The sequence below is a fragment of the Lactobacillus sp. CBA3606 genome (genome assembly GCF_002970935.1).
Classification (GTDB): domain Bacteria; phylum Bacillota; class Bacilli; order Lactobacillales; family Lactobacillaceae; genus Lactiplantibacillus.
Window position 1 is genome coordinate 1554186 of the sequence record NZ_CP027194.1, and the last position, 17942, is coordinate 1572127.

The 17942-nt window shown below is 43.9% G+C and carries 13 protein-coding genes; 2 read left to right on the forward strand and 11 right to left on the reverse strand.

Going from position 1 to position 17942, the window contains the following annotated elements; translation table 11 throughout:
• Nucleotides 1–12 precede the first annotated feature (12 nt).
• Entirely contained in the window at nucleotides 13–3144 is a 3132-nt protein-coding gene (locus tag C5Z26_RS07685; RefSeq protein WP_105449385.1) for an AAA family ATPase, read from the reverse strand.
• A 3-nt stretch (nucleotides 3145–3147) separates the two neighbouring features.
• Nucleotides 3148–4266 (reverse strand): exonuclease SbcCD subunit D, encoded by a 1119-nt coding sequence (locus C5Z26_RS07690; RefSeq protein ID WP_105449386.1) that lies wholly within the window; start codon nucleotides 4264–4266, stop codon nucleotides 3148–3150.
• Nucleotides 4267–4606: 340 nt separating this feature from the next.
• Here C5Z26_RS07690 and C5Z26_RS07695 point away from each other — a divergent pair, with 340 nt between their 5' ends.
• Complete coding sequence (locus tag C5Z26_RS07695; protein ID WP_255414930.1) at nucleotides 4607–5266, forward strand: MIP/aquaporin family protein; 660 nt, start codon at nucleotides 4607–4609, stop codon at nucleotides 5264–5266.
• Between the two features lie 73 nt (nucleotides 5267–5339).
• Here C5Z26_RS07695 and C5Z26_RS07700 read toward each other — a convergent pair whose 3' ends face one another.
• The 5 genes from C5Z26_RS07700 to C5Z26_RS07720 form a co-directional block, all read right to left on the reverse strand.
• Nucleotides 5340–7076, reverse strand: a complete 1737-nt coding sequence (locus C5Z26_RS07700) for an ABC1 kinase family protein (protein ID WP_105449388.1) — start codon at nucleotides 7074–7076, stop codon at nucleotides 5340–5342.
• Nucleotides 7077–7256: 180 nt separating this feature from the next.
• Nucleotides 7257–8657 carry an FAD-dependent oxidoreductase gene (locus tag C5Z26_RS07705; RefSeq protein WP_105449389.1) on the reverse strand — a complete coding sequence of 467 codons (1401 nt, stop codon included), beginning with the start codon at nucleotides 8655–8657 and terminating at the stop codon, nucleotides 7257–7259.
• Nucleotides 8658–8992: 335 nt separating this feature from the next.
• Entirely contained in the window at nucleotides 8993–9493 is a 501-nt protein-coding gene (gene rpiB, locus C5Z26_RS07710) for a ribose 5-phosphate isomerase B (RefSeq protein ID WP_105449390.1), read from the reverse strand.
• A gap of 16 nt (nucleotides 9494–9509) precedes the next feature.
• Entirely contained in the window at nucleotides 9510–10175 is a 666-nt protein-coding gene (locus tag C5Z26_RS07715; RefSeq protein ID WP_105449391.1) for a ribulose-phosphate 3-epimerase, read from the reverse strand.
• 62 nt (nucleotides 10176–10237) lie between these two features.
• Nucleotides 10238–11587: a glycoside hydrolase family 1 protein gene (locus tag C5Z26_RS07720; protein ID WP_105449392.1), complete on the reverse strand. Its 1350-nt coding sequence runs from the start codon at nucleotides 11585–11587 to the stop codon at nucleotides 10238–10240.
• Nucleotides 11588–11723: 136 nt separating this feature from the next.
• Between C5Z26_RS07720 and C5Z26_RS07725 the strand changes: the two genes are divergently transcribed.
• Nucleotides 11724–12713, forward strand: coding sequence for a LacI family DNA-binding transcriptional regulator (locus C5Z26_RS07725; RefSeq protein ID WP_105449393.1), 990 nt, complete (start codon nucleotides 11724–11726; stop codon nucleotides 12711–12713).
• A gap of 260 nt (nucleotides 12714–12973) precedes the next feature.
• Here C5Z26_RS07725 and C5Z26_RS07730 read toward each other — a convergent pair whose 3' ends face one another.
• The 4 genes from C5Z26_RS07730 to C5Z26_RS07745 all read right to left on the reverse strand — a co-directional run bounded on the left by C5Z26_RS07730 (nucleotide 12974) and on the right by C5Z26_RS07745 (nucleotide 17751).
• The gene (locus C5Z26_RS07730; protein ID WP_105449394.1) at nucleotides 12974–13975 is read right to left on the reverse strand and encodes a LacI family DNA-binding transcriptional regulator; all 1002 of its coding nucleotides are present in this window, start codon (nucleotides 13973–13975) and stop codon (nucleotides 12974–12976) included.
• A 93-nt stretch (nucleotides 13976–14068) separates the two neighbouring features.
• Nucleotides 14069–15538, reverse strand: coding sequence for a UDP-glucose--hexose-1-phosphate uridylyltransferase (locus C5Z26_RS07735; RefSeq protein WP_105449395.1), 1470 nt, complete (start codon nucleotides 15536–15538; stop codon nucleotides 14069–14071).
• The gene (gene galE, locus C5Z26_RS07740) at nucleotides 15538–16542 is read right to left on the reverse strand and encodes a UDP-glucose 4-epimerase GalE (RefSeq protein ID WP_105449396.1); all 1005 of its coding nucleotides are present in this window, start codon (nucleotides 16540–16542) and stop codon (nucleotides 15538–15540) included. Before galE ends, C5Z26_RS07735 begins: the two co-directional genes overlap by 1 nt.
• Nucleotides 16543–16584: 42 nt before the next feature.
• The gene (locus C5Z26_RS07745) at nucleotides 16585–17751 is read right to left on the reverse strand and encodes a galactokinase (protein ID WP_105449397.1); all 1167 of its coding nucleotides are present in this window, start codon (nucleotides 17749–17751) and stop codon (nucleotides 16585–16587) included.
• Nucleotides 17752–17942: the final 191 nt, after the last annotated feature.

Genomic DNA, 17942 nt, shown 5'->3' on the forward strand with positions numbered 1-17942 from the left:
CACGTGAAACAATCACTCAAAAGCAAGTTGATAGTGAATCTTACTTTCACCGTTACCAGTCGGAATAACTTGTAATTGTGCTGGCAATTGACTTTCAAGTTCACTAACATGACTAATAATTCCAATCATACGTGATTGACCTTCTACTTGTTGCAACGTTTCCATAGCCATCTCTAAAGCTTCTTCATCTAAAGAGCCGAACCCCTCATCAATAAATAAGGCTTCAATCTTAATACCACCGGCTTGCGCTTGAATGACCTCAGCCAATGCCAATGCCAACGAAAGTGCGGCCACAAAGCTTTCACCACCGGATAAGGTATGCACACTGCGAACTTTGCCGGCATTGTCATCATAAATATTGATTTCAAGGCCACTGCCATTCCGGAAGGTCCCTAACGCCGTCTCTAATTGGAATTGATAGCGCCCACGCGTTAATTGTTGGAGCCGATGGTTAGCTTGCCGGAGCACCTTCTGCAAATAAGTCCGTAATACAAAACGTTCTAGACTTAACTTTTGCGCGCCACTACCGTTAGTGACATCGGCTAACTTAGCCAATTGGGCCAACTCAGCTTGTTGATCACGAACTTGAGCTAGTGCTGCCTGCATCTTAGCCACCAAGGCTTGATTAGCTTGCAATTCACGGTCCAAATCATAATACTGATGTTCAATTTGTTGTTCGGCCGTTGTCGCCGTTGTTACCGCTAATTCTAAAGCTGCGATGTCCGGCTGTGACTGATTGCCAATCGCTTGTTGAACAGTTGCAAGCTGACCTTGTAGCGTTGACCGGTGTTGTTCAAATTGATTGATCTGCGCCCGCAACGTAGCCAACGTCGTGACTGCTTGCAATTGCTGATTTAACCGTTCAAAATCAACATAATCCCAGGCTGCTTGCATGGCCGCCGTTAACGTTTCAGTCGCTGTTTCGACTTGTTCTTGACTAGCAGTTAAATGGCTAGCGGTTGTTGCCAATTGTGCCTGAACAGCCGCTAATTGTTCATTGATAGCCGTCACAGCTTGATCAGCTTGCTGCATCGCCGTTTCATAATCAGTCTGCGCCTGTGATAACTGCGCTAAATACTGATTTAAGACAGTTAAAGTTGGATAATCCGGTGATAATTGCTGTTGTTGATCAGTCAACTGGGTCTGTAATTGTAAGCCATGATTTTCAGCGGTAGTTAGGGCTTGCGTTACTTCGGCTTGTTGTTGCGCTAACTGGTCACTAGTTGGCCCTAATTCGGTCAATTGGGCTTGTGCCTGTTGCGCAGCAGTCACTTGCAGCTGATTATCGGCCTGTTCTTTGGTCAATTGCGCCTGCATGGCGGTTAATGCCGTCGCTAACTGTGCAACCACGGTGGTCAAAGTAGGTTGTTTCGTTTGAATCAATTGGGTTAAAGCACTGGTTAACTCCGTCAGTTGTGTTTGTGCCAGCTTGGCTTGTTGTTGGTCATTCGTCAATTGCGTTTGCGCGGTCGCCAAAGTTTTCGCTGCCTGCATACTTTGTTTTTGAGCTATTTTCACAGCATCCTCAGTAACGGTCAATGTATCGCTTGGGGCCGGCTGGGGATGTGTCGTCGAACCGCACACCGGACACGGTTCATTGGGCAATAAACGCTGGCTCAATAAAGCAATCTGCCCGCGAACCCAAGCGCTGTCTAATTCCCGATAAGTCGTTTCAGCCTTGGTCGCCGCGGTCGTTTGCTGCGTAACCTTTTTTTGCTGTTGCTCACAACCTGCTGTTGCTTGGGTCAACTTAGCTTGTTGACTCGTGACTGCCGTCAATTGGGTCGTAATCTCAGTTAGATCACGTTGTTGACTAACTAAAGCAGCTTGTCTCGTTAAGCGACTAGGTAATTGGTCACTCAGAGCAGTTAATTCGGTCTGTTGCTGCTGTAAGTGCTGTTGTCGAGCGGCTAACTCAGTCGCTTGGGCTTGTAAGTGCTGCACTTGTTGCTGCGCCTTTTTTTCTGCTATCGTCGTCTGCTCAACTTGTTCATATAGCTCTTTTTTAGCGGTCAATGTCGTCAACTGTTGCTGCCGTTCAGCGGCAACTGGCTTTTTATCTACTAGCCGTTTTTGCTCGGTTTGCGCTGCTTGTTGTCGCGCGCTCAAGTTGGTTTGCTGATCAGTCAACTGGGTTTGCGTCGCCTGCTCAGCTTTGACTCGGGCTTGGGCAGCCGTTAATTGTTGTTGGACTGGTGCTAATTGCTGCGCCCATTCTAAATGTTGTACTTGCTGACGTTGTACGTCAATCTGTGGCTGTTTTTGCACTAATTGGGCCTGTTCTGTGGTTAATTGCTGCTGAGTTGCATAATTTTTAGCCAGCGTTTGCCCAGTTGCTTCAGCTTGTTGGGCCTGCTTTAAAGTCTGATTAGCAGTGGTTAGCGCTGTATTTAAAACTGCTCGTTGGGCCACTTGCTCGGCCTGCCACGTTAATTGCGCCGTTACCGCTGCTTGTGGTGCCAAATCAGCACCGGTCACTTCAGCGGGCCACGTTAACTGCTGCTGATATGTGGTCAAAGTTTGCGTTGTTGTCGCATTCGCTTGCTGTTGTTGCTTCAGCTGTTGTTTCAGTTGCGCCGCCCACCGACCATATAGACTTGTCCCGAAGATGCCACGTAAGACCTTTTCTTTTTCATCACTATTAGCCATCAAGAATTGGCGAAATTGACCTTGCGGCAAGAGTACGATTTGTGAGAATTGGGCGCGCGTCAATTGCAATAAGTCGCTAATATAAGTTTGGACGGCATTAACTTTCGTATATTCTGCGACCGCCTGACCGTTGGCATCAAAAACCGTTAAGGTCACTGCTGCTGGCTGATTATGCGTTCCAGTCCCTCGTTTTTTAGCAACGAGTTGTTCAGGCGAACGGACGAGCCGATAAGTCTGTCCTTGGTGTTCAAAATCAAACCTAACTTGAGTCAATTCATCAAACGTCGCAAAGTCGGACCGCATTTGCTTAACTTGCCGGTCACCCCCCGACGTCCCACCAAATAACGCAAAACACATAGCATCAAAAATCGTCGTTTTGCCAGCACCCGTTTTACCACTAATTAGAAAGACCGGAAAATCATTAAATTTCGTGAAATCAATCTCCTGATGGCGAAACGGACCAAAAAAATCAAGTTGTAAGGTTAAAGGTCGCATCGGTTATTCCTCCTGATTGGCTGCCGTTAAAGCTTGGGCCGCCCACTTTTTTTGTTGCGTACTAAGGGAACTAGTCGTCGTTTGTTCAAAGAATTGCGCTAACAAGGCCATCGGATCCAAGTTTGGGTCTAGTTCAGCTATCTGACTATCCATATTAACTGGACCGTCAGCACGTTCTAACTCAATAATATTAGGATAGACTTCCCGTAATGCCGTCATGACGTTAGGGATTACGGCTTGGTCAGTTAACTGAATAGCTAAATAATCAGCTTGTGCTTGTTGTTGATAAAATGTAGGATCGGTTAAGGTTGCAAAGGCACCTGTTAGCACCCGGACATCGTGAATTGGTGTTAACGGCTTGAACGTCACTTTAAAAGGCGCCGTATCGACAATCCAGACCCCCTTTTGCTGTTGCGCTTCTGAGACGGAAAACTTCACCGGCGAACCGCTATAGCGCACGCGCTCAGCATGGAGGGCATCTTTACCATGTAAATGCCCTAACGCCACGTAATCGAATGGTGCCAGCAAATCTACTGGAATTGCATTCAACCCACCAACCGTAATCTTAGTTTCCGAATCCACATGTTCACTACCAGCCGCAAAAAAATGCGCCACTAAAACATGTTTTTTAGCTGGATCAAAGCGTGCCACCATGGCAGCCACTAATCGTTTCATCCCGGCTAAAGCCGTTGTTAAATGCGGATCATCAAAATACTGTCGCGCTGCGAATGGTTCAAAATATGGCAATAAGAAAAATTGCGTATCCTCGAATTCCACCGGTGTGACGGCCTGACTTAACGTCGTATTGAGATAATAATTAGTCGCCTGAAACCAGGGACTCCCAGTTCGCAACCGGGTCGCACTGTCGTGATTGCCACTAATTGCTAACACTGGTAACTTGGCTTTTAAATTTAAATCAATCAACATATCGTCTAGTTGGGTCACCGCCCGCTCGCTAGGAATTGACTGGTCATATAAGTCGCCAGCAATAACAACGGCGTCCACCTGTTCATCAATCGCAATTTGTTTAATCTGCTGATAAGCCGCCTGCTGTTCTGCCGCTAGATCAAACCCATGTAGTTTCTTGCCAATATGCCAATCAGCAGTATGTAAAAAGCGCATGTTTGTCGTCCTCCTAAAAAATAGTTAGTTCTATTATAAAGCAGCTGGTGCGTTAATTGCCTCAGTTAGGATCATTGACAGATTAGGTTTGTTAGAATGACGAACTAGCCATCTTCAGGTTCACCTCACTGAGAAAAATCAGAAAAATTATTATTATGCTAAATATTTAATGCACCAAAATTGTCAAAGTTCTTATTAATCAGCAAAGAAATCGTTTCCATAAATATCACAATTATTGCGTTAAACTTATCGAACTTATTACTATCATGAGTATATTACAAGCAGTCCATTTTAAAGTATTGTAGAATAGGCATTAGGTTGTCATATTATAAAAAGGAGCGTGAATTTCATGCGCAAATATCTAGCCGAGTTTCTCGGTACATTTATGCTGGTCTTTCTTGGGACTGGCGCCGTTGTTGTTGGTAAGGGTGGCGTCTTAACCATTGGCTTGGCCTTTGGATTAGCAATTACGGTTTCAGCTTATGCTTTCGGTGGTATTTCCGGTGGGCACTTTAACCCAGCCGTCACCACTGCGATGCTAATCAATCGTCGAATAGCAGCGCGCGATGCCCTTGGATACATCGTCAGTCAAATCTTAGGGGCCATTGTTGCTTCAGCAGCAATCCGTAGTTTTGTTAGCGCCTTGGGTCTCGCGACCAACTCACTTGGTCAAACGGACTTTTCAAAAATCAACAGTGGTATGGCCTTCTTCGTTGAAGCCTTAGTGACCTTCTTATTCTTAATGGTCATCTTAAATGTCACTAGTGCCAGCCATGGCAACAGCAATTTTGCTGGCTTAACAATTGGGGTTACGTTAGGTTTCTTAATTATCGTTGCCTTGAACTTAACCGGTGGCTCATTAAATCCTGCCCGTTCAATTGGCCCAGCGCTCTTTGCTGGCGGCACTGCAATCTCACACCTATGGGTCTACATCTTAGCTCCCGAAGTTGGTGCAATTCTAGCCGCTTACTGCTCACGTGTTTTGGGTAGTGAAGACTAACATTTAAGTTAACATCAAACTTAGTTCAAAAATAATACCGCTAATCGGCCCTCGTGCCTGTTAGCGGTATTATTTATTTTCGACGCCAGTGTCGGTACCATTCATGTAGCGTCCCAATCACCAGACCGACAATGACAATGACGGCCGTGACGTAGCCAAAAATCCCAATATTAGTAATCCAGCTATTATCTGAGTGACTTTGGACTAGTAACGAAGAGCCCACAATCAAAGCTGCTAAAATCACGGCTAAAACAACCTTATTGACCATTGAATCAATCCGATCAATAAACATTTTACGATGTGAAAAAACAATATTCACCCGTGTCTGTCCGTTTTCAAATGTATCTAAGGCTGCTAACAACCGTGATGGTAACTTAGGCGTATCCCGTAAGCCCTGCGCCGTCGCTAACAGGCCATCTTCTAACTCATGTTGTAAGTTAAAATTCTCGCGAATATATTGACGTGCAAAGGGCCGAGCCACATCCATCATCGACAATTTGGGATCCAATGTTTCGACAATGCCTTCAATCGTACCAAATGCCTTGCCAAGTAGCGTCACTTCAGAGTTAACCTGAATATTATTACTACGACAAACTTTGACCATTTCAAAAATTAGTCCTTGAAAATCAATATCGCCTAAACCAGAATTATAATACTGCCCTAAAAATGGGGCTAATTCACTAAAGAACGCCTCTTCATCCACTTCGCCAGTACGATTAGAAATGGCTAGAATGGCTTTGCCGACTTGCTGCGTATTTTCAGTCGTGACCGCAACTACGACATTTGCAATCCCTGCCATCAGCGCTGGGCTAATGGCCCCCATCATTCCAAAATCCAAGTAGACTAACCGGTATGGTGGTACTGGTCGTTGCCCTAAGCGGCCCTTTTTCCGGAGAACCGTTTCATGATAGCCAATATCAGTTGGCGCTAATTCACGTAATAAAATATTGCCGGGATGCGGATCAGCATGGAAAAAGCCATCCTCAAAAACTTGTTTTAAAAAATTAGTCACTAATACTTGTGCCAGATATTGACGTTCGTCATCATATTGATGATCGTCGGCGGCATCGGCCGCGCTGACTTGCGCCATAAAGTGCTGAATGCTCGTGCCCGCCATATATTGATTGACCAAAACTTTTTGGGTGCTATATTTCGCATAAACCCGGGGCACACGAATAATATCATCTTGATTATTCAATCGGTAAAAACGTGTCCCATTCTTAACCTCAATGCTAGTATCTAATTCGTTAAATAAGGAACGCTTAATTTCAGCCACCATTTCTCGTAAATCAATCACCGAGGAATCTGGAATATAGCGTAAGAGCGGCAGGGCCCGTTCAAATAACGAAATATCCAACGTCACTTCGGCATCAATCCCCGGATGTTGCACCTTTACAACCACTTTTTGACCATTAAGTAAGGTTGCATGATGTGTTTGCCCCATTGACGCCGAGGCAAACGGCTGCTCATCAAACGCGGCAAACATCGCCGTCATCGGTTGGTTGGTCTGGGTTTCAATAGTTTGTTTGACCACTTGGTAATCATCCGCCCGGACATTATCTTGCAGCTTTTTGAATTCATTAGCGAATTCCGGCTTAACAATATCAGTTCGTGATGACAGAATCTGACCGATTTTAATAAAAGTTGGCCCCAGCTCTTCAAAGGCCGCCCGCACTTGGCTTGGATGCTTCTGCCGAGCTAAATTACTGAGGACATTATATTTTCGTAACACGCTCACAATCGTGCGAAACCGCGTATGTCGATTTTGGTTAACCCGCCATTGTGGTTCTTCAGTCGTGGTTTTAGCCATTTGAAGGCCTCCGATTCAGAAATTAAGTTAAGTCTATTATCCATCTTTCCACCACAATACGCACGACTTAAACTGTCTTTCCCCAAAAAAGAAACCGTCTTGACGCTAGCTACTAAATAATCGCTGCAAGAATTGGACATTCTTACAGCGATTATTTGGTCTTTATTCAAGTCTAATTTTTCAATTCTGATCGCTTTGCCAGTTACCACGCGCCGTAACTCGTGGTTCGGCATGACCTAAGTCTAACTCCTGTTCAACCGCCTGTTGACCGACCAAATTCAAATAATTAAATGGTTCGTCAAAATTTGGTTGGAACAACATGTCGATATAAGCCAAATCATCGATCGTATTCTGATTTTGAATCATCACCGAAATCGTATTCGCTGATTGAGAAACATCGTGCTTACTCCAAAATTGTGCACCTAAGATTTGGCGCGTTTTATAATTATAAACGAGATCAATCAATAGTCGTTCTGCCGTTGGCATATAAGTTGGCCGCCAAGTGCCATCAAAGATCACATGGCGAATCGGTAATTGGTCATGCTGAGCGGCTACGTAGGTCAAGCCAGAGGTTGCCAGCGTATAATCGAACAATTGCATCGCTGAAGTGGCCTGCGTGCCCACATACGGCTGAATATCACCAAAGACGTTGATTCCCGCTAGCGCACCTTGCCGTAGCGCATTCGTGGCTAATGGCGTATAGGCGGGCTTGCCAGTCGGATTATAGTTCACCACACAGGCATCGCCAGCCGCGTAAATATCTGGATCTGACGTTTGAACGTAGTCATTAATAATGAGCGCACCATGCCGATCCATCTTCACTTGACCCCGTAATAATTCGGTATTCGGCACAAAGCCGGTACAAACAATGGCTAAATCAGCCGTATAGTCGCCAGAAGAGCTTTCAATCACGAGCTGACCGGCATCGTTGTTGCTAAAACCAGTTACCCGTTCATTCAAATAAACTTTTACTTGATGATCTCGTAACAACTGCACCGCCTTAGTCGACATTTCAGGGCCAATATAGTTATTTAAAATTTGGTCATGTGACTGAAACAGCGACACATCATGGTCGGTTGACGCATAGCTTTCAGCTAATTCAGTCCCCATATAACCGGCACCAATAATCGCAATATGCTGGTTATCCTTTGCCGTTGCATAGATGGCTTGGGCTTGTTCATAGTTCTTACAGAGCAAGACCTTTGATTGATCAATCCCCATGATGGGCGGTACGACCACTGAAGAACCAGTGGTCATGATTAACTTGTCGTACTGGTCATCAAAGACTCGGCCAGTCTGCATATCAGCCACCTGCATCGTCTTATTTTTCGTATCAATCCGTAAGACATTATGCTGCGTTCTCACCGTGGCCCCAATCTTTTCCAAGGCTTCGGGCGATGAATAAAACATGTCTTCTAAGTGCTTAATTTTCCCAGTTAAATATAAATAAATCCCACTAGAAACAAATGAAATATTATCGTGCCGTTCATATATCGTCACCTGAGTATCCGGGTGTCGTCTTAAAATTTGTTTTGCCGCTGCGGTACCAGCGTGCGTACTACCTACAATAATAACCTTCATGCGATACCTTCCATTCATAAAAATAAACTTAACTAATTAATTAAAAGCTTCATGATAAAATTGAAACATCATTCTGATTTTTCAATACTAATGCTAATTAATTGATTAGTAAACCACAAGGCATTATTAAAAGATATAAAATTTTAAGTTTATTTTTATATCGTTATCATTTAATCGCTAGCTGGTAGCGTTAGCGGCTAGTTTAAAGCGTAGCCGCGTCGCGCAATGCACTAAACCTATTAACATTATCTTTACCACCAACGCCAACCAAGATTGCATTGGCAGTCGCTTTAATCTTATCACTAGCCATATCTAAGCCCTCCTAATAGCTGCCGCTACTGATCAGCGTATCGGTCCGAAGTAGCCGTCCGAATAGCTTCGAATTGTTGCTCATCATTATTTTCAATTGCCGCTAATTCATCAACTCGTCGTAAATGACGCCCCCCAATAAAGCTTGCATCTAGCCAGGCCTTAACAATCATCTTGGCCAATTCAGGGCCGACAACTCGAGATCCAAAAGCTAAAACATTGGTATTATTGTGTTGTCGTGATAATTGGGCCGAATAAGGTTCGCTACAAACAACCGCCCGAATCCCTTTAATTTTGTTGGCAGCTAAGGAGATGCCAACACCGGTACCACAAATCACAATTCCTAGGTCAAATTCACCGCTAGCAACGGCCTCACCAACCCGCTTACCATAAATCGGATAATCCGTTCTCGTCGTTGTATTCGTGCCAAAATCAGTAACGTCATAACCGAGTGTTTTTAAATAAGCGCTAATCGTTGGTTTTAATTCAATTCCTACATGGTCTGATCCAATTGCAATTTTTGTCATCATCATTCTCCTTAATTTAAATCGTAACGGTATTTTCTTGTCGAACTTCATGAATAATTTGTTGATAGGTTTGAGGCTTGTTAAATAGCGTCGATGTACCCAGAATAAAGTTTTCCACGCCTAAAGCATGCAACTGCTGAATTCGTGGCCGTGAAATGGCCCCATCGACACTGATGGTGTACCCAAATTCAACTTGTTTGGCAGCCAAAGACTCAATCTTCGGTAAAACGTAGTCTAAAAATGGTTGTCCAGCAAATCCGGGATTAACTGTCATTACCATCACATTGTCGACAATTGGGAGTAGCGCTTCGATGGTTGCCACCGCAGTCCCAGGATTAATCGCAATACCAGCTTGCTTACCCAGTGCATGGATATCATCGATTGTTCGAGCCGCTTGTGTTTCCGCTTCAGGGTGAAAATAAATCACTTGCGCACCGAGGTCACTGAATAACTTGACGTAACGCCGGGGATGCTCAATCATCAAATGCACGTCCAATGGCTTTTGTGCCACCTGACTGATGTAGGCATAATCTTGTAACCCCATCCCAAAATTAGGCACAAATTGACCATCCATAATATCCATATGAAAGTAATCAATCCCAGCCTGATTTAAAGTTGAAACTTCATGCTTTAAATCGGCGAAATTAGCACACATCATTGACGGACTTAGTCGTAATTTCATTAATTAATCCTCATTTCTTTTAAATCATTCGCGAGTAATCGTTTACTCAAACGGCAAAAAAATTAAGCCAATGTTAACTTTAAATTAGCCCCATTGGTGGCAATAACCCGTTGATACCAATAAAAGCTTTGCTTCTTAATCCGTTTTAACTGCTGGGTTTTATCAACATACACGAACCCGTAACGCTTTTCAAAACCTTCACGGGTTGAGTATAAATCCGTTGCCGACCAGGTTAGATAACCGACCATTTCGACCCCACCCTCAACTGCCTCACGCATTTTCTCAATATGATTGGCTAAATACTTGATTCGATAGTTATCAATCACGGTGCCATCGGCTTCCAACGTATCACGAGCACCTAAGCCATTTTCCAAAATCAAGATTGGCAATTGGTAACGACTATAGAAATCTTCTAAATAATGTTTAAACCCATAAGGATCAATGGTCCAGCCCCATTCACTGGTTGCGACGTACGGATTAGGCGCTTTAATCCCATTCATTTCATGACTGAGATCCGTTTGTTGTGCTGAAATCGCTGACGACATGTAATAAGTTAATGACATAAAGTCCGGCTCGGCCTTAGCAATCACCGCTAAATCCCCTGGTTCAATGACCTGATCAAAATCAGCACCTGGAAAAGCTTTCAGATAAAATGGGGCATATTTACCACGAAAATAAACATCCGCTGGCCCGTAGCCAACACGCTTTAATAAGCCGTCCGTTGCTTCGACATCCTTTGGATCTGCGGTCATTGGATAAGCACAAATATTACCGATATTACCACCCACCTGCGCTTGCGGATCAATTTCATGCACGAGTACCGTTGCTTGGGCATAGCTTAAATTAAAGTAATGTTGCATCTTAAAAATTTCAGTCTTATTTTTTCCATGGTAACCAGTCATATATTGCGAATCCATGGGTAAAAAATTTTGCTCATTAAAGGGAACCCAATACTTCACACGCCCTTTAAAATAAGTCACGACCGTCTTAACATAATGCAAATAGTCTGTGATAATTTGCCGATCCATCCAACCGTTATAAGCTTGCAACAAATGCAGCGGTAAATCATAAGCATAGAGTGTCACGACTGGTTCAATATGGTATTTTTCCAGCTCGGTTAACATCGCATCATAGTAATCTAAACCAGCTTGATTAGGTGTCGTCTCATCACCATTCGGGAAAATCCGCGTCCAGGCCATCGTAAACCGATAAAAATGGTCCGAGGCCGTTTTAAAATCGGCAAAGTCAGCACTCGATGCCACCGTATTAGCCTGGGAACTAGCCGTTTGACGGACATCCGCTATCGACACACCTTTATGCCCGGAATTGGAATCGCCTTCAAATTGTTGCGCATTCGTTGAGGATCCCCACTTAAAAGTCTTTGGAAACCCAACAGGTCGTAATTCTATCATTGTCAAACCTCCGTTTAAATTATATAATAGTTATTGAGTAATCGTTTACTCTTTACGGTTACTATCCTAATACCTTAAAATGTAATTGTCAACGCTTCCTTAACCAATTTTATTTAAAAACAGCGAGGTGACTCAAATGCAGCACTATTCAATTAAAGATATTGCCCGGCTCAGCGGGGTTTCCGTGGCGACCGTCTCACGCGTCATCAATAATAACGGTCGTTTTTCTGAGGAAACTCGTAAAAAGGTCTCAACTGTTATTCAAACCACTGGCTATGAAACCAACTATAGCGCTAAAAATTTACGCATGAATCGTTCTGATACCATTGGCATCTTGATTCCTGACATCAGTAACTTTTTCTTTGCTGAGATCACTAAATTGTTAGAAGAAAAATTGTTTGCCCATGGCTACTCTGTCATTATCTGCAATACAGCACATGATGATCAACGTGAACAAAGCTATCTTCGAACCTTAGAGAGTAAAGGAATTGACGGCTTGATTGTCATCTCTGGTAGTGCCACCTTTGAATTTACGCAAGGAAACAGTCAAAAAAAGATTCCTTATGTCTGCGTTGATCGTAAACCGGCCGATAAGTCCAAAACCATTTTTATTTCTTCAGATCATCAGCAAGGTGCTTATGACGCTACCAAAGCACTTTATCACGCTGGTTGCCAAAACCCAGTAATTGCAATTGGCACCTTTGACACCCCTTCAATGCAGGGCCGACTTGCTGGCTTTAACGCCGCCTTAACCAATCGTACCTCCCAATGGGGCCACGTTTTTAAATTATCAACACCAGCAGCTGGCACTGATGACCTAACCGCCTACTTACAACGACATCCCCAAACGGATGGTATCTTTGCGGTTAATGATTCCGTCGCTTTAAAATTGCATCAAATTTTACGGCAATTAGCTATTTCAGTGCCAACGACGATGAAACTGATTGGTTTTGATGATTCACCAACTGACGAATACGTGACGCCTACCCTTTCATCAGTTGCTCAAAACAATACTGAGTTGGCTGAGCAGACCGTCATACAATTGCTCGGGCTCATTGACCAGACGACACAGCCAGGGCACGAGGTAATTGTTCCAGTCAAACTACGACTACGGGAAACCAGTTGATCCTTGCCTGACGTCAATAGCGTTACTGCTGACACTTGAAAGGTACTAGTGAATAGACATTAAGCCTGACGCTTATGTCTATTTTTAAGTTGCATTTTATTAAAAATCTGCTGGTGGTAATCTGAGTTTTCACTTTGATTACCACCAACAGAAATTATTGCACGCAAAAATCGCTATTTCATACTTGTTATATAATGATTTTAAAAAAGGCGACCTAAAGTAAGTTGGCGTGGCTATCATGACTATCACCTGACACTAACTTACTTCGTACTATCTCGTTCCACTAACTGTGTGCCTAATTCAATCCGTTGTGGAATCTTGCGGCCACTTTGTAACCGGCTCACAATTAAGTCCACGGCCGTTTCACCCATCAATTCAGTTGCGACCCGGACCGAGCTTAATTCTGGATAAACGAATGTCGCTAATGACGTATCATTAAAACTGAAAAGTTTGACACGTTCGGGAACCTGAATCTTAGCCGCTTGTAGCGCCTTGAGTGCGCCAGCAGCCATTGGATCATTGGCAATAAAAAAGGCCCGTGGTAAATCGTCACCTAACGTCTCAATGGCTTGTTTCATCATCTCATAGCCGCCTTGACCAGTGTAATCACCTTCAAAGACGAGTTCCGGTTGATAAGCTTGATGCGCCATCATCGCGGCCTTAAAGCTGATTAATCGTTGGTCGACGACTTGAACGGCCTGATCAGTCGTGGTTTCAAGACCATGAATCATCCCAATCGCTTGAATACCTTGTTGCCAAAAGTAGTCCACGACTTTAGCTGTCGCCAGCTTAAAATCCGTTAAGACACTATCAAAGCCAGCCGCAAACTGATCATCATCCACAAAAACCAGTTGATCCGTCAGCGCTGCCATATCCTGAACTTGCTGTGGACTAAACTTGCCAATAGCAACTACTGCATCTACATCGGTCGCAATTTGCTGCATGTCATTTTGGAAAACCCGGGTGACTTCAAATTGTTGGGCCTGACCTTGACGCTCGATTCCCATCCGCACCGACATATAATACAAATCATCTTGTTCTTTTGACTCAGAATACCATTGCACAATCGCCAACTTTTTACGCACAGTTGGCATAGTTGACCGCCGTTTATTCTTCGAATATTGTAACGCTTCCGCTGCACTAAAAATTCGTTGGCGCGTCTCGTCACCGACCGATAAGGATTGATCATGATTCAAGACCCGTGAAACGGTTGCTAACGAAACCCCCGCTGCTTTGGCAATATCTTTTAAAGTTGCCGCCATTACCCAATTCCTCCTAGATGATAAGAATGCCAGGCTCACAAAAGTTGCTGAGCCTGGCGCCTTACTGTCATTTAACCTGACAATCTTTTACATTTAATTACTGGCTCTAACTGCCGTGACAAACCGATCAAAAGCCGCTTGGCCGGCATCATCCCATTTGAAGACCCCCGCGTTAGCAAGCACCTCCGCAAAGACTTGACCCACTTCACGATCCAATATTGGCGTCACATTATCAGCCGTAAACGTATACTTGGCTTTCAATGCATCGGCCCACGGCTGATGCATTGGTACCATTTGATTATGACGGTCTAAGAGGTATTTTGCAACTTCTTGAAGTTCGGTTTTTAGCCGGGCAGGTAAAATGGCCCGACCCATGACTTCGATTAAACCAATGTTTTCTTTTTTAATATGTTGCACAGCTTGATGTGGATGAAAAATCCCATCTGGATAAGCTGCTGACGTTTGGTTATCCCGTAATACCAAGTCTAAAATATATTGATCGCCCACTTTACGTGCAATCGGCGTTGTTGTGTGGTGACGCGTCGTTCCTGTATAGGCTCGCACGTCAACTGTTTCATCCGAATAGTTTTTCCAGACTTCATGAATCTTAGTTGCCGCATCAAGTAACGCAGTCTGATCTGAACTAGTCAAACGAATTGTCGACATCGGCCACTTCACGATTCCAGCCGTAACGTTAGCTAGTCCTAAATCAAGCGGACGGTCCAGCGGTGCTTTCATCATTGGAAAATCATGACGACCGCCTTGATAATGCTCATGTGACAACATCGATCCACCCACAATTGGCAAATCGGCATTGCTACCGACAAAATAGTGTGGAAATTGGGTCACAATCGCTAATAAGTTACTAAAGGTTTGCCGATTAATCACCATTGGCCGATGCACCCGATCTAAGAAGATTGAATGTTCATTAAAGTAGGCATAGGGTGAATATTGAAAGCCCCAAGTTTCGCCCGCTAAAGTGAAACGAATCACCCGATGATTACTGCGAGCTGGGTAACCTAGCCGACCCAAGTAGCCTTCATTCTCTAGACATAGTTGGCACAACGGATAACCATTTTCCGGTTGATTCCGTGCGGCTGCAATGGCTTTTGGATCTTTTTCTGGTTTTGACAAATTAATCGTAATTTCTAGCTCGCCAAAATCAGTCTGCGCTGGAAAAACAACATTTTTCGCAATAGCACTCGTTTTAATATAGTCATTTGCTTGACTTAACTGATAAAAATAATCAGTTGCCGCTTTAGGACTCGTTTGATACTTATCCCAAAAATTTTGATTAACCACGGATGGCAATGGCGTGACTAAATCCATCAATTGATCTGCTAAAATATCACGTGCCGATTGATCGGCCTCAATCGACTCATTTTGGACGGCCGTTTGCACAAGTGCAGTGGTAAGACTCGTCAGCTGATCATCGGTCGCGGTCACGACTGGACCTTCACCGACTAAGGCGAGTACCCGATTGGTGACATAAATCCGATCTAAGGCTGTGTATTGTGACGGCGACGCAATGACTGCCGTCACAAATTGATTAATGGTTGTCACTAGGCTTGCCCTCCCTGATCATCATAGCCGGCGGGATGGCGCTGTTTCCAGTTCCACGCAGTCCGAATAATCTCTTTGACATCATCATACTGTGGTTGCCAGCCCAAAGTAGCGCGGGCTTTATCACTCGCAGCAATTAAGGTACTTGGATCGCCGGCTCGACGTGGCGCCATCACAGCTGGAATCGGTTGTCCAGTTACTTCACGAGCAGCATCTAACATTTCTTGATTAGAAAAACCCGTTGAAGAACCTAAGTTAAAGGCTGCACTGGCATGATCTTGTTGTAAATAAGTTAATGCCAGAATATGCGCATCCGCTAAATCAACCACGTGGACATAGTCGCGCACGTTGGTGCCATCTGGGGTGGGATAATCATCACCAAAAATCTGCAATTGATTCCGTTCACCCGCAGCAACTTGCAAAATAATCGGCACGAGATGCGTTTCTGGGTGATGATCTTCACCGATACTGCCATCTGGTTTCGCACCAGCTACGTTGAAATAGCGCAATGCAACAAACTTAATTCCGTAAGCGACATCTGACCAATGCATGATTTTTTCCATGGCTAACTTACTTTCCCCATAAGGATTCGTCGGCACTTGGGGGTCAGTTTCTTTGATGGGAACTTGCTTGGGTTCGCCATAAGTTGCAGCGGTTGATGAAAAGACAATTCGTTTCACGTCATGTTTTGCCATAACTTCTAGTAATTTCACCATACCAGCCGTATTATTATCAAAATATTTCAACGGATCTTGCATTGATTCTGGTACGACAGAAAAGGCCGCAAAATGCATAACTCCTTCAATATTTTCCTGATCAAAAACTGAATTCATAAACGTGGTATCCCGAACATCACCTTCATAAAAACGAGCTTGTGGGTTGATAGCAGCTTGATGTCCCGTCACTAAATTATCAACCACTGCAACATCATAACCCTGTGCAACTAACCGATCGACTGCGTGTGACCCAATATAACCAGCCCCACCTAAAACTAACACTGCCATGTGATTTCCTCCTATTCAATTCCGCTACTTATGCCAAACTCATTAAGCCAATTCTAAAGGTCCATCCGCAATTTCAGCAATATAGAAATCAGCATCATAGCCGACCGTATCCCGATAAACTTGACCCACGTTTGCCTTAAAAGCGTCAACTTGATCCTTTTCAACAATTGCAATTGCACAGCCACCAAAACCGGCCCCAGTCATCCGCGCGCCTAAAACGCCAGGTTGTTGCCAAGCAGTTTCTGCCAAGGTATCTAATTCTTTACCCGTAACTTCATAATCAAAATGTAGTGACACGTGTGAAGCGGTCACTAAGCTACCGAAAGTCTTTAAGTCAGCATTAGCCAAAGCCTGCGTTGCTCGGATAGCGCGTTGATTTTCAAAAACAGCATGCCGGGCGCGTTTAATTAACGTGGCATCATTAATCAGATAGGCCGCTTCATCAAAGTTAGCTTCATCTAAATCACCTAATGACTTAATAGCTAACTTCGTTTGGAGGCGTGCCAAGGCTTCTTCACATTCAGCCCGACGTTCATTGTATTTCGAATCTTGAAGTTCGCGCCGTTTATTCGTATTCATAATCACAATAACATGATTCCCCAATTTAACAGGGGCGTATGAATAGGCCATGGTATTGGTATCTAATAGGATTGCTTGATCTTTTTTACCCATACCAACTGCAAATTGATCCATAATTCCCGAGTTAACGCCGATATAATTATTTTCAACTTTTTGACCTAATTTAACGAGGTCTAATTGGCTAACCGTTAAGTTAAAGCCAGTCTTTAAAACAATTCCCATCAACAATTCGATAGAAGCTGATGATGATAACCCAGCACCATCTGGTAGATTTCCATGCACATATAAATCAAAACCATGATCAAATGTAACGCCGGTCTTCGCTAATTCATCCATCATCCCTTTAGGATAATTCGTCCAACCAGCGGCCTTGTCATAATTTAAATCATGAACATCAAACGTCACGATGCCTTGATCCGGAATATTGGCAGAATACATCCGCACCGTGTTATCAGTTCGCGCAGCATAGACCCCGTACGTCCCAATGCTGATTGCACATGGGAAGACGTGGCCACCATTATAATCTGTATGTTCGCCGATTAAGTTAATCCGACCAGGTGAGAAAAAGACCCGTTCTGGTTCGCTGTCAAAAGTCGTTTTAAATTCTTGTCGTAAGTCGCTGGTTTTCATAATTGTAGCCTCCGGTTTATTTTAGTAAAACTTTATCAATCTGAATATAAGGCAATTTCCACGGTTTGTCAATCACTAATTATCCTTGGTTTCACAAAAATGGTAACGCTTTATCGTATATTTTATTTTTCGATTTATACCTTTAGCAACCAACCTAACTTAGCCTGGTTTTCACTTGATTAGTAAAACTA

Excerpts from the sequence above, each read along its gene's own strand:
- C5Z26_RS07685 (WP_105449385.1), bottom strand. The coding sequence starts at position 3,144 with ATGCGACCTTTAACCTTACAACTTGATTTTTTTGGTCCGTTTCGCCAT.
- C5Z26_RS07690 (WP_105449386.1), bottom strand. The coding sequence starts at position 4,266 with ATGCGCTTTTTACATACTGCTGATTGGCATATTGGCAAGAAACTACAT.
- C5Z26_RS07700 (WP_105449388.1), bottom strand. The coding sequence starts at position 7,076 with ATGGCTAAAACCACGACTGAAGAACCACAATGGCGGGTTAACCAAAAT.
- C5Z26_RS07705 (WP_105449389.1), bottom strand. The coding sequence starts at position 8,657 with ATGAAGGTTATTATTGTAGGTAGTACGCACGCTGGTACCGCAGCGGCA.
- rpiB (WP_105449390.1), bottom strand. The coding sequence starts at position 9,493 with ATGACAAAAATTGCAATTGGATCAGACCATGTAGGAATTGAATTAAAA.
- C5Z26_RS07715 (WP_105449391.1), bottom strand. The coding sequence starts at position 10,175 with ATGAAATTACGACTAAGTCCGTCAATGATGTGTGCTAATTTCGCCGAT.
- C5Z26_RS07720 (WP_105449392.1), bottom strand. The coding sequence starts at position 11,587 with ATGATAGAATTACGACCTGTTGGGTTTCCAAAGACTTTTAAGTGGGGA.
- C5Z26_RS07725 (WP_105449393.1), top strand. The coding sequence starts at position 11,724 with ATGCAGCACTATTCAATTAAAGATATTGCCCGGCTCAGCGGGGTTTCC.
- C5Z26_RS07730 (WP_105449394.1), bottom strand. The coding sequence starts at position 13,975 with ATGGCGGCAACTTTAAAAGATATTGCCAAAGCAGCGGGGGTTTCGTTA.
- galE (WP_105449396.1), bottom strand. The coding sequence starts at position 16,542 with ATGGCAGTGTTAGTTTTAGGTGGGGCTGGTTATATTGGGTCACACGCA.
- C5Z26_RS07745 (WP_105449397.1), bottom strand. The coding sequence starts at position 17,751 with ATGAAAACCAGCGACTTACGACAAGAATTTAAAACGACTTTTGACAGC.